The organism is Fulvivirga imtechensis AK7, assembly GCF_000331535.1.
GTDB classification, from domain to species: Bacteria; Bacteroidota; Bacteroidia; order Cytophagales; family Cyclobacteriaceae; genus Fulvivirga; species Fulvivirga imtechensis.
In genome coordinates, this window is sequence record NZ_AMZN01000037.1 from 36,703 (window position 1) to 61,119 (window position 24,417).

The 24,417-nt window shown below is 41.8% G+C and carries 18 protein-coding genes; 11 read left to right on the plus strand and 7 right to left on the minus strand.

The features are described from left to right. Window positions 1-92: 92 nt before the first annotated feature. On the plus strand, window positions 93-6,287 hold the full coding sequence (locus C900_RS28360; RefSeq protein ID WP_009579906.1) for a S8 family serine peptidase: 6,195 nt from the start codon (window positions 93-95) through the stop codon (window positions 6,285-6,287). A gap of 57 nt (window positions 6,288-6,344) precedes the next feature. Here the strand turns inward: C900_RS28360 and C900_RS10895 are convergent, their stop codons facing one another. Then, complete coding sequence (locus tag C900_RS10895) at window positions 6,345-7,055, minus strand: SIMPL domain-containing protein (RefSeq protein ID WP_009579907.1); 711 nt, start codon at window positions 7,053-7,055, stop codon at window positions 6,345-6,347. A 133-nt stretch (window positions 7,056-7,188) separates the two neighbouring features. On the opposite strand from C900_RS10895, the gene C900_RS10900 reads away from it, so the two are divergent. The 4 genes from C900_RS10900 to C900_RS10915 all read left to right on the plus strand — a co-directional run bounded on the left by C900_RS10900 (window position 7,189) and on the right by C900_RS10915 (window position 10,195). Further along, on the plus strand, window positions 7,189-7,614 hold the full coding sequence (locus tag C900_RS10900) for a MarR family winged helix-turn-helix transcriptional regulator (RefSeq protein WP_009579908.1): 426 nt from the start codon (window positions 7,189-7,191) through the stop codon (window positions 7,612-7,614). A gap of 50 nt (window positions 7,615-7,664) precedes the next feature. Continuing rightward, complete coding sequence (locus tag C900_RS10905) at window positions 7,665-8,315, plus strand: NADPH-dependent F420 reductase (protein WP_009579909.1); 651 nt, start codon at window positions 7,665-7,667, stop codon at window positions 8,313-8,315. 3 nt (window positions 8,316-8,318) lie between these two features. Then, the gene (locus C900_RS10910; RefSeq protein ID WP_009579910.1) at window positions 8,319-9,011 is read left to right on the plus strand and encodes an SDR family oxidoreductase; all 693 of its coding nucleotides are present in this window, start codon (window positions 8,319-8,321) and stop codon (window positions 9,009-9,011) included. A 164-nt stretch (window positions 9,012-9,175) separates the two neighbouring features. Further along, window positions 9,176-10,195: a tetratricopeptide repeat protein gene (locus C900_RS10915; protein WP_157493994.1), complete on the plus strand. Its 1,020-nt coding sequence runs from the start codon at window positions 9,176-9,178 to the stop codon at window positions 10,193-10,195. Here the strand turns inward: C900_RS10915 and C900_RS10920 are convergent. Genes C900_RS10920 through C900_RS10930 form a run of 3 tightly spaced genes read right to left on the minus strand, consistent with a single transcriptional unit; the run spans window position 10,190 to window position 12,188 of the window. Further along, entirely contained in the window at window positions 10,190-10,876 is a 687-nt protein-coding gene (locus C900_RS10920) for an MBL fold metallo-hydrolase (protein WP_009579912.1), read from the minus strand. The two genes, C900_RS10915 and C900_RS10920, sit on opposite strands and share 6 nt — an antisense overlap. A gap of 47 nt (window positions 10,877-10,923) precedes the next feature. After that, window positions 10,924-11,565, minus strand: coding sequence for a dienelactone hydrolase family protein (locus C900_RS10925; RefSeq protein WP_221408122.1), 642 nt, complete (start codon window positions 11,563-11,565; stop codon window positions 10,924-10,926). A gap of 11 nt (window positions 11,566-11,576) precedes the next feature. Next, a complete protein-coding gene (locus C900_RS10930) occupies window positions 11,577-12,188 on the minus strand; it encodes a phosphoribosyltransferase (protein ID WP_009579914.1) in 612 nt (203 codons plus the stop codon). An 80-nt stretch (window positions 12,189-12,268) separates the two neighbouring features. Between C900_RS10930 and C900_RS10935 the strand changes: the two genes are divergently transcribed. Continuing rightward, window positions 12,269-12,712, plus strand: coding sequence for a GNAT family N-acetyltransferase (locus C900_RS10935; protein WP_009579915.1), 444 nt, complete (start codon window positions 12,269-12,271; stop codon window positions 12,710-12,712). A gap of 219 nt (window positions 12,713-12,931) precedes the next feature. On the opposite strand, the gene C900_RS10940 is transcribed toward C900_RS10935, so the two are convergent. The 3 genes from C900_RS10940 to C900_RS10950 all read right to left on the minus strand — a co-directional run bounded on the left by C900_RS10940 (window position 12,932) and on the right by C900_RS10950 (window position 18,372). Further along, on the minus strand, window positions 12,932-14,248 hold the full coding sequence (locus tag C900_RS10940; RefSeq protein WP_009579916.1) for a RagB/SusD family nutrient uptake outer membrane protein: 1,317 nt from the start codon (window positions 14,246-14,248) through the stop codon (window positions 12,932-12,934). Window positions 14,249-14,260: 12 nt separating this feature from the next. Next, window positions 14,261-17,224: a SusC/RagA family TonB-linked outer membrane protein gene (locus C900_RS10945; RefSeq protein ID WP_157493995.1), complete on the minus strand. Its 2,964-nt coding sequence runs from the start codon at window positions 17,222-17,224 to the stop codon at window positions 14,261-14,263. Window positions 17,225-17,370: 146 nt separating this feature from the next. Next, entirely contained in the window at window positions 17,371-18,372 is a 1,002-nt protein-coding gene (locus C900_RS10950; protein ID WP_040496520.1) for a DUF6268 family outer membrane beta-barrel protein, read from the minus strand. Window positions 18,373-18,438: 66 nt separating this feature from the next. On the opposite strand from C900_RS10950, the gene C900_RS10955 reads away from it, so the two are divergent. The 5 genes from C900_RS10955 to C900_RS10975 all read left to right on the plus strand — a co-directional run bounded on the left by C900_RS10955 (window position 18,439) and on the right by C900_RS10975 (window position 24,416). Next, the gene (locus C900_RS10955) at window positions 18,439-19,527 is read left to right on the plus strand and encodes a lipocalin family protein (RefSeq protein ID WP_009579919.1); all 1,089 of its coding nucleotides are present in this window, start codon (window positions 18,439-18,441) and stop codon (window positions 19,525-19,527) included. Then, the gene (locus C900_RS10960; RefSeq protein WP_009579920.1) at window positions 19,520-20,158 is read left to right on the plus strand and encodes an NUDIX hydrolase; all 639 of its coding nucleotides are present in this window, start codon (window positions 19,520-19,522) and stop codon (window positions 20,156-20,158) included. Before C900_RS10955 ends, C900_RS10960 begins: the two co-directional genes overlap by 8 nt. 50 nt (window positions 20,159-20,208) lie before the next feature. Next, complete coding sequence (locus tag C900_RS10965; protein WP_009579921.1) at window positions 20,209-21,465, plus strand: DUF819 family protein; 1,257 nt, start codon at window positions 20,209-20,211, stop codon at window positions 21,463-21,465. A 726-nt stretch (window positions 21,466-22,191) separates the two neighbouring features. Then, window positions 22,192-23,313, plus strand: coding sequence for a DUF4856 domain-containing protein (locus tag C900_RS10970; RefSeq protein ID WP_009579922.1), 1,122 nt, complete (start codon window positions 22,192-22,194; stop codon window positions 23,311-23,313). Window positions 23,314-23,315: 2 nt separating this feature from the next. Further along, entirely contained in the window at window positions 23,316-24,416 is a 1,101-nt protein-coding gene (locus C900_RS10975; RefSeq protein ID WP_009579923.1) for an imelysin family protein, read from the plus strand. Window position 24,417 lies beyond the last annotated feature (1 nt).

Below are 24,417 nucleotides of genomic sequence, written 5' to 3' on the forward strand. Positions count from 1 at the left end.
CAGTAAATATCAAAAATATAAATAACTATAGGTTATATATGGATTTTGTTTTATATTGCAACCTTTAAAATTTTTAACAAAATAGTACAATAATGGTTGGCTTCTTTAGACTTATTTTATTTCTTGTTTTTTTTGTTCCTGGTTTGCTTCAAGGGCAAGCGCAACTTTACGAAAAGGAGCATGTAATTCGAATTAAATTCAATGGATCTTATATTAATGAGATCAAACCATCTACTTTTTCAAGGACCTCTGAAGGGTATGTAAAGACAGGTTTGAGCTCTCTGGACGCACTTAATGAACAGTTTGGGGCCCTTGAGCTGAGAAGAGTCTTTTCAGATGGAGGCAAGTACAGGGAAAGAAGAGAAAAGTTTGGGCTGCATCTTTGGTATGAGGTGAGATTTGATGCCTCTAAAGCGAGTTCGGTACAAAAATTACTTAATAATTATTCCGGTTGTATTGCTATTCAGCAAGCTGAGCCTCTTTATTCCAAGCACAGAGGTGGGATTTCGGGGCTGCCATTTCTTTCCAAACCTGTTGCTAATTTTTCAGATGGTACAGGTCAAAATTATACTACTAACGATCCCAGGTTAGTCGAACAGTGGCATTATAACAATACAACGCAAACAGGAGGTACATCCGGGGCCGATATTAAGTTGCTTTCAGCGTGGGACCTTCAAAAAGGCTCTTCTGACGTGGTTATCTCCATTCATGATGGCGGCATTGATGTTGATCATACCGACATTGCAGATAATATGTGGATAAACTTAGCAGAACTTAATGGAACTCCGGGAATAGACGATGACGGTAATGGTTATATTGATGATATATATGGCTACAATCTGGCCGATAATACAGGAAACATCCTTGCTGATGATCATGGGACACACGTGGCAGGTACAGTAGCGGCAGTGAATAACAACAATATAGGTGTGGCAGGTGTAGCGGGTGGCAGTGGCTCGGGGGATGGGGCCAGGTTAATGTCCTGTCAGGTTTTTGGTAATAGTATTGGCGGGTTTGCAGAGTCATATGCCTATGCAGCAGATAATGGAGCAGTTATTTCTCAAAATAGCTGGGGATATACCTATTCCGGTTATTATGAGCAAGTTGTACTTGATGCTATAGATTATTTTATTGCTAACGCTGGTTTCGATGAGAATGGAAATCCGGTAGGTCCTATGCAAGGAGGAATAGTGATCTTTGCGGCTGGAAATAGTAACTCTAGCGCGGCTTACTATCCGGGATATTATGAGCCCGTATTGTCGGTTGCGTCAACGAACCATAATGACCAAAAATCTTACTACTCTAATTATGGTTCATGGGTAGATGTGTCTGCACCGGGAGGAGAAACCGCTGTAACCAATCAAGGTATACTAAGTACACTTCCCAATAATAACTATGGATTTTTTCAAGGCACATCAATGGCATGTCCACATGTATCCGGGGTCGCCGCTTTAATCGTCTCGCAATTTGGAGGTGCAGGGTTTACTCCGGCACAATTAAGGTTCAGGCTGACAGAGACAACTGATGATATTGATGACGTAAATTCTTCTTTTTCAGGGCAATTAGGAACAGGAAGGATAAATGCCTTTGCAGCGCTGTTGCAAGATGATGGCATTGCTCCGGATCAGATAGCTGATTTAGTTGCAAGCGAGCTAAGGCATGACCAGGCCACAGTATCATGGACAGCTCCGGCGGATGAGGATAATAATTCTGCCAGCTCATATGAAATAAGGTATAGTTTGTCACCAATTACAGAGGCTAATTTTGAGTCAGCGATCCTTGCTGGTAGTCTTGCTGCCCAGTCTCAGGGAAGTATGGAAACATATACTTTTGAAAATTTGTCACCTCACACCTCTTACTATTTTGCTATCAGGTCACGCGATTATTTCAGTAACATATCAGCTATTTCCAACGTGCTAAATGTTACCACTACCGGTGTACCGGTAATGGAAGTGGCACCACTTTCTTTAACTTCTAATTTGTATGTCGGAGAATCTGAAGTTCAGCAAATTAGTATTAGCAACACCGGAGAGGGTGTTTTGGAGTACATTCTTGAACTAGGAAGCACTTCATTCAGTAAGGCAATGACGGTATTGCAACAAAGCGCTGTTTTTAAAGGATTGGATACACCGCACGACAAAAGCATAAAACCTGTAACAAATGAAGCGCTATCAGCGGGTCAGTTTGAAAGAGTGGATCTTCAACAGGTAATTGGAAGCATTCAGCAGTCTTCTGACATAGATCTTCAGATTGTGCTGGATAGCCTGAATAACAGCCATAGTACTATAACAGCGCTTATTCCGGACTACTATAGCTTTAGTGAAGGGGAAACCGGATATGAAATTTGGGATGGCGGTAATGATATGTATGATGGAGGCAATAAGTTGGCCACAGATGTGGGGGGTTATATCAATTATCATGATAAAGCAATAACTACAAGTACGTATTTAAACAATGAGCATTACTTTACGGCAAAATATCCGGGTTTGTTTGTGCTTGCAACGGATTTAAATGAGCAATCCTATTTTGAAATCACAGGCAATTTAGGTGCGGATGGTTCTGGCAGTGTTGATGGAGCCGTACTTAGTCTGGTTAAAAATGGTAAATCTTATCTGGGCTTTGTCAAAAGGGTCTATGATGCATGGGACCCTTCTGTTAATCATTTAATTATTGTTGAAGATAATGGCTCCGTCAACCATGAGTTTTCTACTAATACTAATGATGACTACCATAGAATAAATGGTTTAACAGGGATAGATCGGATGTATTACCTGCTTTTTGCCGGTACTAGCGGTTCTTATATAGATAATGATGTAATGCTGGGAGTTATGGATCGATTTGTTTCTATAAGCACAGGTACAAGAGGAGTATTTCTGGAAGAACATTCCGGTACTGTAGAAGCGGGAGAGACGAAAGCTGTTGATATTCTTTTTGACGCTGCTGGTCTGGAGCCTGGGCAATATAACAGCAACATCTTCATCACCAGCAATGCTTCTGATGAAACTACTACGGTTGCTACTGAATTAAACGTGGAGGGAGCCCCCCATATTACAAGCAATTTTACCAATCTAGATTTTGGGAATGTATTTATTAACCAGTCAGCCCAACTTTCACTCTATTTGAAGAATACTGGCAATGAAGATCTTGAGATAACTGACATCAGTGTGGATGATTCAGCATATGTCACTAGTGTGGGATCAGGGGCAGTTGTTCCCGGAGATAGCTTATTGGTCAATATTGATTTTAGTCCCGTAAGCACCGGTTCTATTGGTGCTGATCTTATGATACGCAGCAATGATCCGAACAACGATCCATATCAAATAAGATTGATTGGAAACGGTGTTGAACCCCCTGTAATCAATGTCAACCCTATATCACTGACAGAAGCTCTGTATACAGGAGGGACATCTTCTCAGATTATAACCATTTCAAATTCTGGGAATAGTGAATTGTATGTTGTAAATAGTATCGACTATGCGGAAGTTAGCGGATCTTCCGTTTTTACATTAAGTGAGAAAATGGTGAAGGCGAAGGATCCGGATAGCGACAAACAAATTGAGATCTTTGCCCAAAGATTAGAAGCCACATTAACTGACCTTACCGGAATAAATGTAGGTGTGTTTGGTTACGGTGATTATTCGATATTAATTCAGGATATAAGTGCCAGAGGAGCTTCGGTAACTGAGCTATTCTTTCCATTATCCGATATGACAGCTTACGATATAGTCATCGTCAATGACTATATATACTACGCTAGTGTATCTGATCTGGATATGCTTATTGATTTTGTAGATAGAGGGGGAAATCTTATTATGGAGGCTGATGATCATGATTCCCAGACTAATATTAACTATGTTATAGCGCAAACGAGCAGTGTATTTAATTCCTTAAGTAATTATTACAATGACTATTTTACTGATCTGGCTGTGCACCCGATCACTTCGAATATTTCAGGGATATACTCTTTCTCTTATGGTGGATATTATAGCGGCTCGTCAAATGAAATAGTTAAAGACAACGATGGGAATGGACATGTAGTGGTGGAAAAGCTTGGAGCTGGGAAATTTGTGCTAATGGCCAATGAACTAATGATAAACGGAGCGATATACGATGAAGATAATCGCTTGTTTGCCAATCAGGTCGTTGATTGGCTGGCCGGTAATATCTATAGTTGGCTAACTGTTGATCCTCAATCTTCTCAAATAGCTAGTCAGAGTTCAAGTTCTTTTTCAATCCATTTTGATGCTACCGGATTAGTTGGAGGTATATATAACGCTGAGATCAACGTGGATAGCAATGATCCGGTTACACCGCGCATAACTATTCCAGTCACTCTCGAAGTTACAGGCATTCCATTAATGGAACTTTCGCTGAGTGAGATGGCGCTTGACGATACATATATTGGTCAGGAGAGGACTGACTCGCTTTTTATTTTTAATAATGGGACGGAGACATTACACATCAGTAATATTAACTCGTCACATGCGGAGTTTATCGCCTCTTCAAATACCTTGGATATAGAGATGGGTGAGGGGCAATGGCTAAAGATCTCCTTTAATCCAACGACTGCAGCAGAAATCGTTGGTACTTTGACATTTGAAAGTGATGATCCTACAAATGCCACGGTTACCATTTCTCTTAGTGGCCTTGGAATGGAACCACCTCAGGTTACATTGTCACCAAGTGAGATATTTGAGAGTTTAGTTGTTGGAGAAAGTTCCACTAGAGATATTTCTATATTCAATAGTGGAAATGGAGAACTTCAGTATGAAATGTATGTGTCTTATGGAGCTGAAGCCAGCAGTGGAGCCAGACAAACTGATGTTCCGGCTGTTGGATATTTTGCTGATATGAGTAGGTATCAATCGGCAAAATCTGACGCTGCTCAATTGGGTATTGGTGATACATTGAATGTGAACAATAATTTTATTGAACGATCAACGGGAATGGCTTATGTAGATGGATTTTTGTATGTGATAAGCTATATAACAAATGAATTGGTAAAATTTGATCCCGTTACTTTAACTGAAGTTAGTAGATTCGGCATACATTTGTACCCATATAGCATAACATGGGATGGTACTTATCTTTGGATTGGTGACTATGTTGGAAACGTTTATGCTTATGATCGTAATGGCACCCAGCACGGATCTTTTAGCTGCCCTTTCGAATATTATCCAACAATTGCCTGGGATGGAGATCATCTCATTATAAGTAAGGCCTTTTCCTATAAGTCGACCATTTATGAATTAGATGTGACAGGAACTATTTCAGACACTTTTCATTCATCCTATGGAGGTTATATTTATAGTAGCGTATACGTAGATTCTCATAATGGGGGAACCTTCTGGGCGATAGATTTTGAGCATTTGGGTCGTATTATACATTATGCCCTGGAAGACCAAGAGATGACTGTGATGGAAGAGATTACAGTAAACTCCAATTATATTCCGGCATATTCTATAGCGCATAATGGAAGTAATTTGCTTCTGGCGACATGGGACGGAACGATATCAGAGATAGACGATGGTGTGGTAGAAGCGAGCTGGCTTAAGTTATCTTCCGATATAGGAAATATAGGTCCAGCATCAAGCGGAACGAATAGTGTTAGTATCGATGCTGCCGAGTTGGAAGCGGGTGAGTATTCAGCTATAATCCACTTTATTAGTAATGATCCTGAAAAACCAAAGATAAAAATACCTGTGTCATTAAATGTTTGCGAAGCTGCATCTGCCAGTCCTCCTGAAATTGAGCTACCGGTGGACGACCAAGTCATAGACCCCGATGATGGAAAAGTGTTAATCGATATGGAAGGTGTATTTTCATCTTCTGCGGAACTCACATATGGATTTTATACTAACAACCCTACGTTGGCACAGATAGACCTATATGGCCCAATCCTTGCCATCAACCCGGTTCAATTGGGGGAAATGGTAGTGACGGTCTATGCTTTTGATAGTGATTGCGGAAGAACAGAAGACTCATTTAAAGTAAGCATCGAAGAAATAACGGCTATAGAAGATGAGATCACAGGTGCGGATATAAAAATATACCCTAATCCGATGGGCAGTTCCGGAGGAGTTATTGAATTTATTTCTAAAAAACACGGAGATGTTGATATCACACTATTGGATATCAATGGACGTGAAGTTCAGAAGCTATATTCCGGGGAAATATCTTCCGGTGTCAATTTGATAGAAATCTCCAATGGTGTGCAAAGTGGTTTTTACCTCGTCAAGATCACTATGGATGAGCAAAGCAACCTATTGAGATTAATGGTTAAGTAATGAGGATGTAGCGAAAAGGATAGGGTCTGTTTTTTAATGAAGCAGACCCTATCTATTTTAATCAATCTCAAAAACCGCCCTTATTTGCGATTTCAGCTTAATGGTTTTATACTCAAGATCAGACTGATAACTTTCATCTTGTGCTGATCCTTTAGCGTAGGACATAGTGGCTCTTTCATACATAGGATATTGGTCGCCATAGTCAATGTCCTGGATCTCCAGAGCGCTACCTAATTTTTCACCAATGCCATCGAGCAGATATTTGGCCTTTTCCTTGGCAGCTTTAAGGGCCTGGAGCTTTAAGTCATTTCTCAATTCTTTAATTTTTGAGTGACTCACCTCAGCAATATTCATACTATTAACACCTTCAGGATCAAGCTTTTCTACAAGATTATTGATCATCTTTACGTCTTTCAGCTTCAGGCGGAAGCTTTTGGTTGCCAAAAACTCATCGCTTTTCTTTTTCCTCCAGTCCCAATTATATCCATAGATATTCTCCACCTGCAGGTTTTCCTTTGGCAAACCGAGCTGTTCGATAGCTTTTACCAATTGGGCTTCCAGCTTATCCATATTCACCTTTTTTGTATCAGCTTTATATTCTTTTAAAGCTACCCTCAGATAGATTTCATCTGGGATAACTTCCATTTCTGCCGAACCTTGCACTTCAATTTTCTTTATCATCGGATAGTTGGGGTAAGGATTAGGGTGTTGAGCAAAAGCTGACAGCGCTGTCAGCCATAGCAATGTTAATAACGTTATCTTTTTCATGGATGTTTTTATTTTATTTACTAGATGAACGAATGCTTAAAAATCCATAAAAACTGCTCAAATTTTATGCCTCTAATAAAATTTTATTTAAAATGCTTGTACATACAAATGTTAATGCTACCTTTGCCAATGTATGGAGGAGAACAAAAACAAATATTGTGGGTGCCTGTACTATTCTGCTAGTGCATTGGCCAGGCAGATAACAAAAATGGCTGATGAAGCTTTTAGCCCTACAGGTATGTCTCCTTCTTATGCTTTTCTTTTAATGATTGTCAATGAGCATCCAGGTATACAACCCGGTGACATAGCTATAAAAATGCAATTGACCCCATCAACGGTAACAAGACTAATTGATAAACTGGAGCATAAGGGCTTTCTGGAGCGTACCGCTGAAGGTCGTACCACCAGAGTGCAGCCGACAAAGAAGAGTATGGAGCTACAGGATAAGCTGGTAGAAGCCTGGCAGAGTTTATATCATCGATATGTTGCTATTCTGGGAGAGGAGGACAGCAGAAAATTAACGAATATGTGCTATGAAGCTTATTTAAAATTGGCATAAAAATTTTTACTCTTATTATTGATTGTACATACAAATTAAATTTTAATACTATGAAAAAGAAAATTGGAATTTTGGGATCAGGAACGGTTGGTCAGGCTCTGGCTGCCGGGTTTATTAAGTATGGGCACCAGGTAATGATCGGTACAAACCATCCGGTGAAACTTGAAGAATGGTTAGACCAGGTGCAGGGGAAAGGGAGTGTTGGTGATTTTGCCGAAGCAGCGGCTTTTGGCGAGATTATCGTTTTGGCAGTAAAAGGAACTGTGGCTGACAAGGTGCTTCAGGAGGCAGAGGCTGTCAATTTAAGGAATAAGATTGTTATTGATGCTACTAATCCCATAGCAGATGCTCCTCCTGTGAATGGCGTACTTAAATTTTTCACCAACCTGGACGACTCCTTAATGGAAAGGCTTCAGAACGAACATGCAGAAGCTAAATTTGTTAAAGCCTTCAACAGCGTGGGTGCACACCTAATGGTTGATCCGGAATTTGATGGTATGAAGCCCACCATGTTCATATGCGGCAACGATAATTCTGCAAAACAGGAGGTGGCAGCAATACTGGATCAATTTGGATGGGAAACGGAGGACATGGGTACGGTAGAGGCTGCTCGGGCATTAGAGCCGCTTTGTATTCTTTGGTGCATACCAGGGTTCAAAAGCAATCAATGGAACCAGGCTTTTAAATTTCTTAAAAAATAATTGATGAGTAAGACTATTGTTGTGACCGGCGGTAACCGCGGGATCGGGTACGAGATATGTCGGCAATTGGCTACTCTTGGGCATAGCGTCATACTTACTGCCCGCGATCCTCAGAAAGGCTTGCGGGCACAACAACAGCTACAGGCTGAGGGACTGGATACCATACTCAAGATGTTGGATGTGGCTGATCATGAAAGTATTAGTCATTTTATTGATGATATAAAGACTGAGCATCAACGTGTAGACGTACTGATCAACAATGCTGCCGTCTCTCAGGACCAGGGGTATGATAGTACCAACATACCAATGGACCTGATGCAAGACACGATAAATGTTAATTTCTATGGTATTATGGAGCTTACGCAGGCTTTGTTGCCTCTTATCAGGAAAAGTAGCGATGGTCGTATTGTGAATATTTCGAGTGGTATGGGGGCGGTATCTTCCATGGGCGGCGGCTACCCGGGCTATAGAATATCAAAGGTAGCGCTAAATGCTTTGACACAGATATTGGCAGCGGACCTCCGTGGAGAAGTCACAGTAAATAGCATGTGCCCGGGATGGGTACGAACGGGCATGGGAGGAAAAAATGCACCCCGATCTGTTGAAAAGGGAGCCGAAACTGCTGTTTGGCTGGCAACAGCACCAGATATACCTAATGGAAAATTTCTCCGCGATAAGCGGGTGATTCTTTGGTAAGTCATTGATCAGAAATGTAAAATCGTAGCCTGACGGATATTCACGAGAGGTATAAAAAAAACTGATGTCTGTGTCAGTCAGTCCGTCCCTTCTAACCAGTGACTAAGGACCAGTTCTTTTTCCTCAATAACAAAAGCATTACTTTTGCCGAAAATTTTCAAGGCATGAGGCTTTTATACTTCTTTTTTATTGTAGCGTTATTATATAGTTGTGGCAAAAGTAGTGACACACAGAAACAAAGGTTTTTGATCAGGGGTAATGAGGCTCTAACGCAACATAATCATCGAGATGCGATGCGGTTCTTTAAGGAAGCGATTTATCTTGACTCATGTTATGTGCCCGCTATAAATAATCTTGGGATCGTATATTTCGAACAAAGGCTGTATAACAAAGCAGTGCTGGAGTATGACAAAGTCTTGATGTGCGACCCACAATATATGGATGCATACATGAACCGGGCGAATGCTTTCTATGAGCTTAATGAGCTTTACCGCGCACTTGATGACCTCGAGTATGTAAAAAAGAGTATTCCTGATTCTGCAACAGTGTATTTTCGTATGGGGCTTGTCAAAGCTAAGATGCGAAAATTTGAGGAAGCCATAGCGGATTTTGATCAGGCCTGGAAATTAGACAGCGGTAATGCTGAGACGCTTATCAACCGGGGTACCGTAAAGTATTATCTCAGAAGGTTGGACGATGCGGAGAATGATCTGAAGCGGGCTTTGGAAAGATCTCCCCTTGAACCCAATGCCTATAATGCACTGGCGCTGATAGAAGTAGAGAGAGAGGATTATGACAAAGCTCTGGATCTCGTGAATGAAGCGCTAAACTATGAACCTGGCCAGCCATATTTTCTTAATAACAGAGGTTTCGTCTATCTTTTGCAAGGGAGGCTGGATAAAGCGAAGGCGGATATCGACAGGAGCATTACGATAGATCCTAATAATGCCTGGGCCTACCGCAATAAGGGATGGTATTATTATCTCTCGGGAAATTATACAGACGCTATCCGACTGTTGCAGCGGGCGTTAGTGCTCGATCCATATGTTGACCGGGGGCACTTACTTCTTGCACAGGCTCAAATTGGTGCAGGTGATATAGAGGGAGGCTGTAAAAGCTTGAGGAAGGCTGTTGCAAATAATGTGGAGTTGCCTCAGCAGTTTTTGGATCGCTGTGGTTTATAGTTCATATTCCTTTCCATCGCTGGCTACATCCAATTCCACCCCTTTGGGTTGTAACTCCATAATTTTCTGCATTCCTGTTTTAGCATCTTTCATAAACCAGGTGCCCAGGTGCATAAATATTATTTTTGGTGAAAACCTGCTAAAAAGTGTAATAAGGTCGGGAATTCCCTGATGCCCATAGATCTGGTCATCTTTTCTTCTGATCACACCCTTTTTCTTGATGTAGCTACCTTCGGTGATCACCAGATCCAGATCATGGAGAAGCGGATGGTATTGTTTTTCGATCCAGGCTAAGTCTCCGGAATAGTACAGCCGCTTGCCCCCATACTCTATGAGCAGCCCAACTGATTTAACTTTAATGCTATGAAGAGTCGGTATGGGAGTGATTTTATATCCGTCAAGGGTAATGGGTGAGTGGAGTAGATTCACCTTTTCTATGTAGCGACTTAATTCGGGGGCATATACAGGAATGTCTACTCGAAGTTGTTCGTTTGTTTCCACAAACCAGGCGTGATCAGGATGTAAGTGACTAAACAGAATATATTCCGGCTTGTAATCGAGAAACTCCTTTTCACCCACATCCAACAGTAATTTATTGTCAATTAAAACACCGGAATGCTTAGCGTGGTTCGACAGGCTTTTTTTGACCTTAGCCCTGGTGCCTAATATTTTAATATTCATAAAGCCGGGTAGGGTTACGGTGGAGTAGCCTTGCAGGAAGCATTGTGTTATAAATGCTTCTCAAACCATGCCGCGGCCATCTCTGCCACTTCTTCTAATTTACCCCTTTCCTCAAATAAATGTGTTGCCCCTGCCACAATTTTCAATTCACTTACAGCAGTAAGTTGTTTTAATGCTTGTTCGTTGTATTCTATTACCGGTGTATCAAGCGCCCCAACGATTAGCAGGGTGGGAGCTTTTACCTTGTCAAGAAAAGGTAATGCAAGATCGGGCCGTCCCCCTCGTGATACTATGGCTTGAATGCCTTTGCCAAGTTTTGAAGCCGCCATAAGTGCAGAGGCTGCTCCGGTACTGGCTCCAAAGTATCCCATGGGGAGTTTTTTTAGGTGCTCCTGTTGCTTAACCCATTGTGTGGCGGCTATTAACCTTTCTGTAAGCATATCGATATCAAAACGGTTTTCATAGACAGCATCTTCATATTTGGTCAGCAGATCGAAAAGGAGCGTTGCTATGCCACGTTTTTGAAGCTGTTCTGCAACCAAATTGTTCCTAGGACTAAACCGGCTACTTCCTGATCCATGGGAAAATATCACCAGGGCAATCGCATTTTCGGGTACTACCAGGTTGCCTGATAGAGTCACCTCCTGTAAAGGTATTTTAACTTCCTCTCGGATCATTGTATGCTCCATTGGTTTTATTTTTAGTGCAACATTTCTATTACTTCCCGGTCATTAACCTGCTCGAAATTTTCATAGAACTGACCTACCGCTCTAAAATCGGTGGGCGTTTCCAGACAAATAACATCATCGGCCACCGTTCTTAATTTTCTGATGGCTGCCGGTGCCCCAACGGGCACTGCAACGATGATTTTGGCAGCATCCTGATGCTGCACCATTTGTACAGTGGCCAGCAATGTACTTCCAGTCGCTACTCCGTCATCCACAATAATTACAGTTTTATTTTTCAGACTCACAGGATGCCTGTCTCCCATATATTGGTGGTAACGTTTCTGTAGCTTTTCCCTTACCTTGTCTATTTCTTCATCAACATAGTCACGCGAAACTGTTCGTTCGGTTTCCGTGAAGAACTCATCTTCTAGGCCCACAGCGCCTATGGCAAACTCTTTATTAGCAGGATGACCTATTTTTTTGATAAGGCTTATGTCTAGAGGAAAGTGTAGTGCTTCGGAGATTTTTTTTCCCAATGGCACGCCACCCCTGGGTATGGCCAAGACTACAGCATTTTCGTGCCGAAACTGCTTTAATGCTATTATCAGTTGGTTTGCAGCATCTTCTCTGTTGTGAAACATCATCCACCTCCTTTCTCTTAAAACATGGTTTTGAGGGGGATTGTTCTTATCTTAATTCATATTATCAAATACTAGAAAGCAGCATGTCGGAAAAAATTGAAATAGTCCATGTAGATAAGGTGGAATTAATGGAGATAGCCTGGGATATCAGGCATAGCGTTTTTACAAAAGAGCAGGGTATACCTGCGGAACTGGACAAAGACGGTGAAGATAAGCATGCTTTAAATATACTCTTGTATGTAGATGGCAGGGTTGCAGGTACAGGAAGAATGGTAATTGAAAATAAAAAAGGTGTATTGGCAAGGATTGCTGTGCTTCGGGAATTTCGAGGTAGAGGATATGCATCAGAGATTGTCAGAGCACTCGAGCGCTATGGAGTTGAACAAGGAGTGACAAAATTTGAACTATACCCACATCGTTATCTTGAAAGCTTTTATAATAGGTTAGGGTACATCTCTGATCCGGATTATTCATCGAATGTTGCTGGGCATGCGTTGATCAGGATGAGCAAGGAGGTTACACAATAAAAATGCCGAAGAAAAAAATCCTTCGGCATTTTATTGTATGTGTCAAATACTAAAATCTAACTATTGCCTCTAAGAAAACTTACAATTTATCGTCATTGCGAACGAAGTGCGGCAATCCCCTCTTCTTTGACGTGCATTAAGAGGGGATCGCTTCGATTCCTCCCCGTGGCAAGCCCGGGACAGGCGCGATGAGGACAAGAGTTTTCTTAGAGACACTAACTACAACGTTTCATTCTCCGTTACCGGAGTTGGGAATGCTTCTAAAACATTATCACCTGCACGATCAGTGGGTATTTCATCTAGTCTGTCATACCTTCTGAGATCAATCCATCTGTGACCTTCTCCAAAAAGAGAATATCTCCTTTGTTGTAACAATTCATCAACTAATGCATCATCTGTAGTAGCCCCGGTATAGTCTCCGATACCAGCAGCATTTCTAACTACATTCAATGCGTCTTCAGCCTCTGCATTGTCAAATCCTATATTGGCTTCAGCCCAAAGAAGGATTAACTCTTCATTGCGAATTATTGGAACAGGATCTGTATTGCTACTGTAGAGATTTACCTGATTTGTAGCTGTGAGATTATCAAAGGTTACCGGGCCTCCAGCGTATGGGTCAGATTTTGTGGTTACACGGTTGTCTCCAGGTTCTGCATCAGCCAGCCATGAATCGTGTACCATATATTCCTGTCCAGATTGGTCTTGTATGTAAAAAAGTGGGTTAGGAAGATCGTTACCTACTCGACCTCCGAAAATATGAGCCGGCCCTTCATCTAAATCTCCATTCAAATCCAGGAATGAATCATTTAGCAGGGTCCTGGCCAATGCCTTATTACCTTGATAAATTGCAACTCTTGCTGCTATGGCTCTATTAAATTCAGCAAAAGTCTCAGGGGTGTTAAATCCGGTAAAACCTGAACTTAAAGGAAAATCAAATTGGCCGGGCGAGTTCTGTAGTTCATTATAAGCTTCGTTAAGAAGATCCATAATACCTTCTAATGCTACACTATAAGTAACTAATGGGCCCAAATTATCTGGGTCCGAAACCTCAAGCCGTATGCCGTTGGTGTACTGTCGGTTCGCTACCATTAACAAGGCATAAGCTTTCAACGTTTTAGCATACCCAAAATAACTATTTTCTTGTTCTTGAGTGAAATCTGGTGATGCCAGTTCGGCAGATTGCATGAGAAGATTAGCCGTTTGTACAATTTTGTACCAGGCTGCAAAAGAACGTGTTGTTAAAAAACCATTATTATCCAATGGACCTTTTAATAATTCTCCTGTATATCGAGGGTCCACACCTGTGAGGTCATAATATTCACGCCCCATAATACTAACTGTTTGATAATGAAAGCCGATATCATTTCTCATTACGGCTTCCAGGCCAGTTGCCAGTAACCGGGCATCAGCCTGGGTCGGATTTTCAATGAAGCTACCATAAGTAGGGGCATTGGGATTTTTAATCTCTTCAAGTTCGCAGGAAGAGAGGAAAACTACTGCACCTACTATCAATAATATATTAAGTATATTTTTCATAGTTGATATCTTTTAAAAATTAACATTTAGGTGGAAGTTGATAAATTTGGACGCAGGGTAAGGCGTTACCTCCACATTGTTAGCCAGTACATTATTCCCGAAATTCGATGCTTCCGGATCGTAGCTGTTATAATCGAATATATTAATAAGATTTCTGCCCGATACACCTACTCGTATTTGAGAAACCTGAGGGATTAACTGCTTGGGAAGTGTATAGTACAAACCTATCTCTCTAAGTCTGATATATCCGGCATCTTCAATCAATGGATCAGGATTGGCGAAAGCCTGACTGGCTCTATATTGACCATTGGTAAGCACGCCTTCGGGATCCAAACCAGTATCATCATAATCCCAGGTTGTTCCAGCTAGATCATACAGAAGCGTAGTTAAGTTGATGGCGTCACCACCCTGCTTCCAGTGAAACAAGAAGCTCAAGTCAAAGTTTTTATAACTCAACTGGTTAAACCACGACATTTGAAAGTCCGGCTCAGCGTCTCCATAAACAGCGAAACCATCCCCATCAGGATCGCAACCGTTGCATTCAGAAGGAATATATGTGCCCACAATTTGTGTGGCGCTTTTACCTTCCTGAATCCTCATGGTTCCAAGCGCAGCCGCAAAACCACCTTCATTAAATGCAGGAACATCTAATCTGGTTACTTCTGACCTGTTTCTCCACCAATTAATTGTAGTGGACCAGTTTAGAGAGGCATTCTGAATAACGTAGGCATCCAGTCCCAGTTCTATCCCTTTATTCACTAACTCTGCAGCATTGTCCACCCTTGCAGTGAAACCTGAAGATGTAGGGGTGTTTAAACGTAGTAATACATCTTCCATTGTTTTCTTGTATAAAGTAATGTCAAGAGCGATCCGGTTGTTTAAGAAGCCTAAGTCTGCTCCATATTCCAACTCAATTTGTCGTTCCGGACCAACATCTTGGTTGCCACGAAGGTTGGCAGGACTTACCCCTGAATTGATACCAATTAGCTGAGGATTTGTTAAGCTAAACCTGTCATTAAAGTTAGCAAATCGCCCTGACTGCCCATACGCAATACGTGGTTTGACATTAGTAATAGTAGTGCTATTCCAGAAGCTGAATTCATGGAGGTTAATGGCCAAACTTGCTTTTGGATAATAGTAGAATTGATTGGCATCACCGTTGTTAGTGGATTTGTCGCCTCTAATGCCTAAGGTAGCAATAATTTTGTCCTGATAGTTTACTTCTTCCTGAACAAAGAAACCCTTATCTCTTTGTGGTAGGTCTATTTGCTGAACACCAACATTGGTTGATTGACCCAAGTTAGTTTGAGAACCATTAAGTCCAGTCGCAGTAGTGATTACTGTGTTTCTATCAAAATCTTGTAAAAAGTTACCTAACTGAGTAGTAAAACTTAGACCGTTATCCAGATAGTAAGAATGAACTAGGTTAGCTGACAAATTATAGTTGGTTGTAATTGTACTTCCGGAAATCGAAACACCTCTTAATGAAGTAGGATTTCTGAAGTACGAAAGCTGTTGAGGAAAAATACTTGTAGTTCTAAGTGTATACTGATCCAAACCTGCTTGTAGAACTAATTTGAGTTGGTTATTTTCCTTCGATATTATTTTCACATTTGCGGTTGCGCCTCCTATGTAGCGGTTAGTATTTTCCCGGTTTGTGGTAATAGCTACTGTTTCAAGAACGTTTGAGCCTGCTCCGCCCTGTGGATATGCTCCGTTTACCGGAGAGAGGTTTTCCCAAGGATAAGTGAAGGCCAACGCGTATCCGATAGTTCTGTTAGCGTTTCCATTGTTGAAGAAACCCCTGTCAGACGTTGAATTAATATAATTATTAGTTACATAAATGTCTAGCCAATCATTAAACTTATGTCCAACATTGAGCCTGAATGAGCCTTTTTCATAACCGGTATTGTCTACCAAGCCGGGTTCATTTTTATAAGTAGCTCCAAGAAAGTAATCCGTATTTTCTCTACCTCCTGATACTGTGATTCGTGAAGTGTTGGTAACTCTGGTATGATCGAATAGTTCAGCCTCATAATCCCTTAGCTGACCATTGGCTACTGCCGCTGCTGCACTGGGGCCACCAATAGCCTCTGCTTCTGCAGGATCCCAATCCCTTAGACCCAGTAGTTGTGTAGGACTTCTGAAACCCACAATTTGTGAAAATGACACTCTGGAATCACCTCCTTTTTTTCCGCGTTTTGTAGTAATAATTACCACACCACCGGCCGCTCGTGACCCATAGATGGCAGCGGCTGACGCTCCTTTTAGTATTTCGATATTTTCGATGTCTTCAGGATCAATATCAGCGATTCTGTTAGACGCATCATCCTGGTTGGTAGAAGGATTTCCACCACCGGCAGCCTCACTTACGATGTTATTTCCCAATGAAATTGAAGAGTTGTCAACATACACACCATCTACGATAAACAGTGGCTGCTGATCTCCGAAAATGGATGTTACGCCCCTTAAACGCATAGAAATGCCACCGCCGGGAGCCCCGGAGTTGGATCTGATATCAGCGCCTTTAAACTTCCCGTAAAGGGCGGCATCCATAGTCGACTGATTGGTTAGGCCTGTAAGTTTCTTAGAAGAAACGGTTGCAACGGAGTTTGCCAAATTAGAACGTTTAATCGTTGTGGCCAAACCGGAAATTACCACCTCTTCCAAACTTGTAATATCTTCACTAAGAGTTACGTCAAGGTTGGCTGAATTTACAGTCACTTCTTCAGTTAAATACCCGATAAATGAAAATTGAAGAACTGATCCTGTAGGAACTGTCAGTGAATATCTTCCATTTCCATCGGTAATGGTGCCGCTGGTAGTTCCTTTTTGAATCACATTCACCCCGGCAATAGGTTCACCGGTCATGGCTTCGGTCACCTTCCCGGTGACCTGGATCTCCTGAGCGTGACCTGTCTGATACAGCACTAAGCTGAGACAGAACGCCAGGAGCGTTGTGTAAGTTTTCTTCATAGTTAAGTTGTTTTTAGTGTTTTTTAGCAGCTTTAAGGTATCAATTTTATATTGAAAATTAAAGCTGAACAAGAAGCTTATTTATGGTATTTCGTTTTGTTAATGCAAAGGTTTATAGAATATTATATTGCAAATGGCCGGATTTCTTATTTCAGCATTTTCCTGGGGGGTACAACAAAGATGCTGAAGTTATAAACCAACGCCTGGTTCAGGCTATTTTCAATGACTACATCAGTGCGTATGGAGGAATCGCTGGAAAGGTCGAAATTAATATTGCTACGCAGGCCGCCTTCAACGCCAAACCATAACCAGTCATGAATTTCTCTCTCCCAGGAGAGTAGGAAGCGTACTTCTGATTTATTAAGGTATACAAGGTCTTCTTTTGCCTCGTCCAGTCGTACACTGTAGTTGGCACCATGAAGCTCGGCCTTGGCGTAGAAATAGTTTTTTTGATTGAGTGTACTGTACCTCAGTTTGATCTCTGCCGGGAGTATTGACTCAATACCCCATTTATTATTAAAACTTTTATTGTAAACTATTATGGGATAAACAGACCTGCGGCCAAAGCCATAGCTAAAGGCCACACCGAATGCATAGGATACATAGTCATTCTTTTTCCAGCCCATGAGTGATGAGATGGAAAACTTAAAAAAGTCGCTCTTGGCGAAAGATTCGGAACTATAGTCACCATTGAGGCCACCACTCAGCCGGAGGATATAATACTTGTTGGTCAGTGTGGGTTTTACAATGAATATATCGCCTCGTATGCTTCGGAGTGAGCGATCCTCAAGGTTTTGATAGAAAGGAAAATTAAGAGATTCGGGGTTTTCAAAATTAAACTCTTCAACATAATACTTGATACCTGCAGCCATTTTAAAACCATCTTTTAATATGATCGGGGCTCTTAATTTAAACTCCCATCTTCTGTTTCTCCTGATTTCTGCTGAGGCTTTGCCTCCGTCTGATTCCGATCGAATGAGGTAGTCCCTGACGAGTTCTCGCTTAATTACAATACCTTTGGAGCGCGGAAGGCCTACTACACCTGGCACACAAAAAACAGAATCTGTACAATTTATAATGGTTTCCTGAGCATGTGAGGTCTGGAATATTAAAGCAAAAAGTAGAATGCAAGCCGCTGATTTAAACATTCTTTGAGCGTAACTATTACTTTGAGTAGGCAAAATACTATTTATTCTACAAACATCTTATTTTTAATGATGTTTAAACAGGTGATGAAAAAACTGCCATTAATCTGCCTCCTGGGGCTGTTATCTTGCAAATTTACGCCTTACAGCGGCAATGACATCTACAATAATGAAGCTGGCCCCCCGCAGGACGAAGCATTGCATTTTAAAAATTCGCTGGAGTGGTGGTATTTCACGGGGCACCTCAGCGATGTTCACTCCGGCAAAGAATATGGAGTTGAGTATGTTGTATTTCATTTTAACCCCAGAAATAAGCATGATTACCTGATGACCAATTTTGCAGTGACTGATCCTGCCAATAATTTGTTCCTTCATGACTACAAAATTGAAAAGCAAGATAGCCTGCTTCAGCCTGAGTTGCCGGTTTATCTGGCTATTAACGACAAGAACAGATCACATATTTTACAAGGCGCAGAAGGAAAGTATACAATCGAAGCAAACATGGCCAAACAGAAAGTAGCTATTACATTGTCGACAGAACCAAGCAAGCCAGTGCTGCTTCACAATGGCACTGGCTATGAAACGTATGGAGAATACACCAAAGCCGGATACTATTCCTACCCAAGGCTGCAGGCAACGGGGAGACTCTATATCAATGGTGATTCTGTTGAGGTAGCCGGGGAGCTATGGTATGACAGACAGTGGAATTGCGTAGGCGTGTGGCAGAAGCAGGTGGCCTGGGATTGGATATCAATTCAGTTGGACCAGCCAAAAGAGGAGCTGATGCTATACAGGTTGCATCATTTTGGTGATAATAATGTGCTTTATGGCGGCAGCTACTATACCAGCAATAATGAGGTAATCTCTATTGATAAGAAAGATATTAAGCTTATAGAGCTTGATTTTTGGAAAAGTGGTAAGTCGAAGGCTATTTACCCGGTGAAGTGGAAATTGGCCATTGATAAGCTTGATTTAGATGTAACAATAGAAGCCAGGATGCCTAACCAGGAATTGGGAGTAGGATTTACCTCATTATATAAGCTGTATTATTGGGAGGGAATGTGCTCTGTAGTAGGAACTATGGGTGGAGAGCCGGTTACCGGTAAATCATATGTAGAACTAACCAACAGGGACGCTTTTAAAAAGTATCGTGATTAAGGAATTTGTGAAAAATTTGGAGGGGAGGCTCAAAAGGCCATTGCCCGGGGCAGAGGCTCAGAAATTGATGATGCCTGTAGAAAGTATCAACTCACGGTTTGACCTCAACCAGAATAATGCTCGCTTAGGGGGCGTGTTGATTCTGTTTTATCCATCTGATGGTGAGATATACCTCCCACTGACACAGCGACATGACTACGGAGGTACGCATGGTGGCCAGGTAAGCTTTCCAGGGGGGAAATGGGAGGAAGGGGATCTGGACCTGGAACACACCGCGTTAAGGGAAACCAGCGAAGAGATCGGGGTTAATATGTCTGACATAGCCGTTATCGGGAGACTGACAGATCTTTACATTCCTCCTAGCAACTTTCGCGTAACACCTGTTGTAGGTTTCACCGAAAAAAAGCCTCAATTTAATATTGACCCATACGAAGTGAAGGAATTGGTGGAAACTCCCTTGTCGCTCCTGGTTAAAAAATCAACAGTAAAAAGAAAAGACATACTTGTTCGTGGATCTTACAGTCTAAATGCACCATTCTTTGACATAGCTGGTAAAACAGTGTGGGGAGCGACTGCCATGATGCTTTCTGAGCTGGTTGAGGTGGTGAAGGAATTAAAAAGCAATTTGTAATTCTTGCCTAATATGCATTAGTTTGGGAAATCTATAAACTCCAAAACGTGATGAAGGAAGAACATTTTGAACCTTTTTTTACTAACGATGCTGTTATTTTTGGCATTTTAATGACTTTGCTAGCCATTATTTTCAAAACAGCGGCAAGTAAAAACCCGGGATGGCAGAAGTTTTACAAAGTTATTCCCACTATTCTGCTGTGTTATTTTCTGCCTTCATTACTGAATACATTTGGTCTGGTGGATGCTGAGGAGTCGAAGCTATATTTTGTTGCATCGAGATATCTTCTACCCGCTTGCCTGGTTTTGCTGACGCTAAGTGTGGACTTAAAGGAAGTAATAAGATTGGGGCCAAAAGCGTTGGTCATGTTCTTTACGGCAACAATAGGTGTGGTCATAGGCGGGCCACTGGCCATACTTATTGTTTCAGCAATTAATCCTGAATTTGTTGGGGGTATCGGTCCTGATGCTGTCTGGAGAGGGATGACCACCATAGCAGGTAGCTGGATAGGGGGGAGCGCTAATCAGGCGGCTATGTATGAGCTTTTTCAACCTACCGATACCCTGTTTTCAGTTAGTATAACAGTGGACGTAATAGTGGCGGAATTATGGATGGCTGCCTTATTGCTGGGAATAGGCCGGACGGATAGGATCGATCATTTTTTCAAAGCCGATAATTCTGCCATCACAACGTTAAAGGATAAAATGGAGGCATATAGCCTTAGCATAGCTAAGATCCCTACTTTGGCAGATTTTATGATCATACTTGCCATTGGGTTTGGCGCCACAGGTTTTGCTCATTTCATTGCTGATATTGTAGCACCCTATATAGGTGAAAATGCTCCCTATCTTAAAAACTTCAGCCTTGATTCCCAGTTTTTCTGGATTGTGGTTATTTCAACAGCCATCGGAGTTATATTCTCATTTACAAAATTACGCCAGTTAGAGGGTGCAGGAGCTTCCAAGATAGGTACTGTTTTTATATTTATTCTTGTAGCGTCTATAGGCATGAAGATGGATGTGCTGGCCATTTTGGAAAACCCCGGCTTCTTTTTGGTCGGACTGGTATGGATGATTATTCATGCAGCGCTGCTGATCATTGTGGCTAGGTTGATCCATGCTCCTTATTTCTTTCTGGCAGTTGGAAGTAAAGCCAACATCGGAGGAGCAGCCTCAGCACCTGTTTTAGCGGCCGCCTTCCATCCTTCACTAGCTCCGGTTGGGGTGCTTTTAGCTGTTTTAGGCTACGCCCTTGGTACCTACGGTGCCTGGCTTTGTGGCATCTTGATGCAGGTAGTGGCGAAGTGATGTAACAGTTTTTTAGTTCTCAATTCACAGTTCACAGTTTTAATTCTATGTCAAACTTAACCAGTTGGCAGTAGGTAAGCGGTATAGCCGCAAGCTTTAAGCTTCAAGCTGTATGTAACCAAACATCTTGGGGCATGAATATTAAGTAGTGTCTATAAGAAAACTCCAAATGGCTTTAAGAAAACGTCAAGGTCAACGCTTGTGAAGTGCCAAAAAGCGGAGCGCACTGAGGTACGTGAGCATTTTTGGGGCGAGCGTAACGCAGACATTGGTGTTTTCTTAAAGTCACTAAGTAACAAAAGCCGGCTTTACTAAGCCTGGAAGGACTAGTAAAGCTTTCGCCTTAGATCAATCGGCAGAAGCAGTGGGCAAGTGGAGCAGTGTAGCCGAAAGCTCTAAGCTTCAAGCAGCAAATAAATACCAAACAGACCAATCGGCTGCAGTCCTCGACCAGTAAGCAACCACTAACAATTAACAATTAACAGTTAGCCCTTAACATAGATACAAACCAGTAGGCAATCAGCAGAAGCAGTAGGCACAAGTGCAAGCAACTACCAGTAATCCTAATCAGGGAAGTTCAAAAGACATCAAACATCAGACACGAAACGCTGAATTTTGAATTTATTTAAAATTAATCTAAATAAGTTTGACGAGTAAAAAGCGGCTGCTATATTTGCATCATTATTTAAACCAAGTCTAAATAAATATAATATTCACTCAAAGACGATGAAATATAAACTACTATTAAGCTTGCTAATTGTTGGAACACTCTTCTCTTGTGGCGATGATGATGATGCACAACCTACCTTGGAAGTTCCCCAAACCTATGAATTTACCAGAGATGGGCAGTCTACTGTTAACTTTCAGGGACAGACAGACCGTTTAAATATGGTTTCAGAAATGAAGGCCTACTTATCAACTGGCGATGCAGGAGAGACGCTCGAATTGCAAAAACTATTGAACATGTATTCTAATGAAAATTCTCCTTTTGAGGATCCAGCGCTTAATGCATCTACTAAGCAGTTGAAGGATAAAACCTTTGAAACTGAGAAAAAAACCTTTGAAGAGCTTTTTGACGCAGCAGCTATTGCAAGCACCAAGGGAGATGCTGCTGCCGGTGTAGCCGGTCGCATTGCCAGAGGTTCTGGTAAAACAATACTGGTGAACGAAAAGGGACAGGAATTTACTCAACTTATTGAAAAAGGCTTAATGGGAGCTGTTTTCTACAGCCAAATCTATAATTCATACCTTTCTGACGCCAAGACAGGCGATGATGTAGATAATACCAATTTGGAAAGTGGTAAGAACTATACAAAAATGGAGCATCACTGGGACGAAGCCTTTGGTTACTGGGGTGTGCCCACCGATTTTCCTAACGGGAATCCTGTGTTGCCGGATGAGTATAAAAGATTTTGGGCCAACTATACCAATGGTCGTGATGCATTATTAGGTACTAACAAAACATTGATGGATGCTTATCTCACCGGAAGGGCAGCTATTGTGGCCAAAAGGTATGATATCAAAAATGAGCAAAAGGAAATTATTTATGAAGCACATGAGTTGGTAGCTGCTGGCACTGCCGTTCACTATATTAATGAAGCGCTTGATTACTTCGGTCAAAATCAAGGAGATTTCCTGCATGTATTGTCTGAAGCTTATGCTTTTGTTAAGGCGCTGGAGTACAGCCCTGTAAGGAAAATTACCGAAGAACAGTTAAGCCAGATAAAAAATTCTGATTTTGGTACTGAGGGTGATTTTTGGACTGCTACCGTTGCTGGTTTGCAAAATGCTAAAACTACCCTGGTAAGTGTATATCCTGAACTTGAGCCAGTAAAAGACGAGCTGTAATAATGAAAAATCTATTTTCGACAATAACATTATTAGCCATACTTACCGCTATTGGATGTAAGAATGACGACTCCGGGAGTGTAACTCCCGGATTTGATCGTCAATTGATGCTGGAAGAATTGGCTGATAATGTCATTATTCCAGCCTATGATACACTCAATAAAACAACTACTACATTAGATGCAGCTATGAATGCTTTTGTAGCTGATCCTACTACAACTACACTCAGTAATGCACGAACAGCATTCGAAGCAGCTTACCATGCCTGGCAAAGAGCTTCCTTTTGGGACTTTGGACCGGCCTTCGATGCTTTCCTGATAAGTTCATTGAATTCTTTTCCGGCTTCTAAGGTCGGGATCGATAATAATATAGCTACCGGTACATATGATTTTTCTACCAGTGATGCACAAAGTCAAAAAGGTTTTCCGGCCATCGACTACTTACTTTACGGGGTGGCAAATACGGAGGCCGGTGTGGTAGATATGTTTACAAATGATGCAAACGCAGACAACAGGAGAGCCTATATACAGGCGGTGATGGAAGACATAGTGAAAAGGGTGCATGATGTTGCGTCTGCCTGGTCCGGCACTTATCGACAGTCATTCATCAATAAGGATGGCACAGATGTGGGCAGCAGTGTTGGATTAATAGTCAATGAATTGAATAAATACTTCGAGCGGGTAGCCCGTGACAAGAAAATAGGCATTCCACTCGGCAAGCGTTCCAATGGAATTCCGATTCCAGCCAATGTGGAGGCCTACTATAGTGGTATTTCCATTTCGCTGGCGCTGGAAAACCTGAAGGCTATCAGAGATTTTTATATGGGTATAGGTCCCGAAGAAGATGTAACCGGCCTGTATGAATACCTTGATGCCATCAACGCGCAAGAGGGTACTTTGGCCGATGTGATCAAAGATCAGTTTGAATTGGCCATTAAAGAGGTGGGTGAAATACCTTCTCCGTATTCAGAAACGGTGGAGACTAATCCCGGCCCTGCCAATGAAGCCTATCAGGAGCTTCAGGCATTGGTAGTCTTATTAAAAGCAGATATGCCTTCTGCCCTCGGTGTACTGATCACATATCAGGATAATGATGGTGACTGAT

What these genes read in the sequence shown, in the direction of transcription:
- C900_RS28360 (WP_009579906.1), top strand. Translation starts at nt 93, where the DNA reads ATGGTTGGCTTCTTTAGACTTATTTTATTTCTTGTTTTTTTTGTTCCT.
- C900_RS10895 (WP_009579907.1), bottom strand. Translation starts at nt 7,055, where the DNA reads ATGAAAAAGATAACGTTATTAACATTGCTATGGCTGACAGCGCTGTCA.
- C900_RS10900 (WP_009579908.1), top strand. Translation starts at nt 7,189, where the DNA reads ATGGAGGAGAACAAAAACAAATATTGTGGGTGCCTGTACTATTCTGCT.
- C900_RS10905 (WP_009579909.1), top strand. Translation starts at nt 7,665, where the DNA reads ATGAAAAAGAAAATTGGAATTTTGGGATCAGGAACGGTTGGTCAGGCT.
- C900_RS10910 (WP_009579910.1), top strand. Translation starts at nt 8,319, where the DNA reads ATGAGTAAGACTATTGTTGTGACCGGCGGTAACCGCGGGATCGGGTAC.
- C900_RS10915 (WP_157493994.1), top strand. Translation starts at nt 9,176, where the DNA reads ATGAGGCTTTTATACTTCTTTTTTATTGTAGCGTTATTATATAGTTGT.
- C900_RS10920 (WP_009579912.1), bottom strand. Translation starts at nt 10,876, where the DNA reads ATGAATATTAAAATATTAGGCACCAGGGCTAAGGTCAAAAAAAGCCTG.
- C900_RS10925 (WP_221408122.1), bottom strand. Translation starts at nt 11,565, where the DNA reads ATGGAGCATACAATGATCCGAGAGGAAGTTAAAATACCTTTACAGGAG.
- C900_RS10930 (WP_009579914.1), bottom strand. Translation starts at nt 12,188, where the DNA reads ATGATGTTTCACAACAGAGAAGATGCTGCAAACCAACTGATAATAGCA.
- C900_RS10935 (WP_009579915.1), top strand. Translation starts at nt 12,269, where the DNA reads ATGTCGGAAAAAATTGAAATAGTCCATGTAGATAAGGTGGAATTAATG.
- C900_RS10940 (WP_009579916.1), bottom strand. Translation starts at nt 14,248, where the DNA reads ATGAAAAATATACTTAATATATTATTGATAGTAGGTGCAGTAGTTTTC.
- C900_RS10945 (WP_157493995.1), bottom strand. Translation starts at nt 17,224, where the DNA reads ATGAAGAAAACTTACACAACGCTCCTGGCGTTCTGTCTCAGCTTAGTG.
- C900_RS10950 (WP_040496520.1), bottom strand. Translation starts at nt 18,372, where the DNA reads ATGTTTAAATCAGCGGCTTGCATTCTACTTTTTGCTTTAATATTCCAG.
- C900_RS10955 (WP_009579919.1), top strand. Translation starts at nt 18,439, where the DNA reads ATGATGTTTAAACAGGTGATGAAAAAACTGCCATTAATCTGCCTCCTG.
- C900_RS10965 (WP_009579921.1), top strand. Translation starts at nt 20,209, where the DNA reads ATGAAGGAAGAACATTTTGAACCTTTTTTTACTAACGATGCTGTTATT.
- C900_RS10970 (WP_009579922.1), top strand. Translation starts at nt 22,192, where the DNA reads ATGAAATATAAACTACTATTAAGCTTGCTAATTGTTGGAACACTCTTC.
- C900_RS10975 (WP_009579923.1), top strand. Translation starts at nt 23,316, where the DNA reads ATGAAAAATCTATTTTCGACAATAACATTATTAGCCATACTTACCGCT.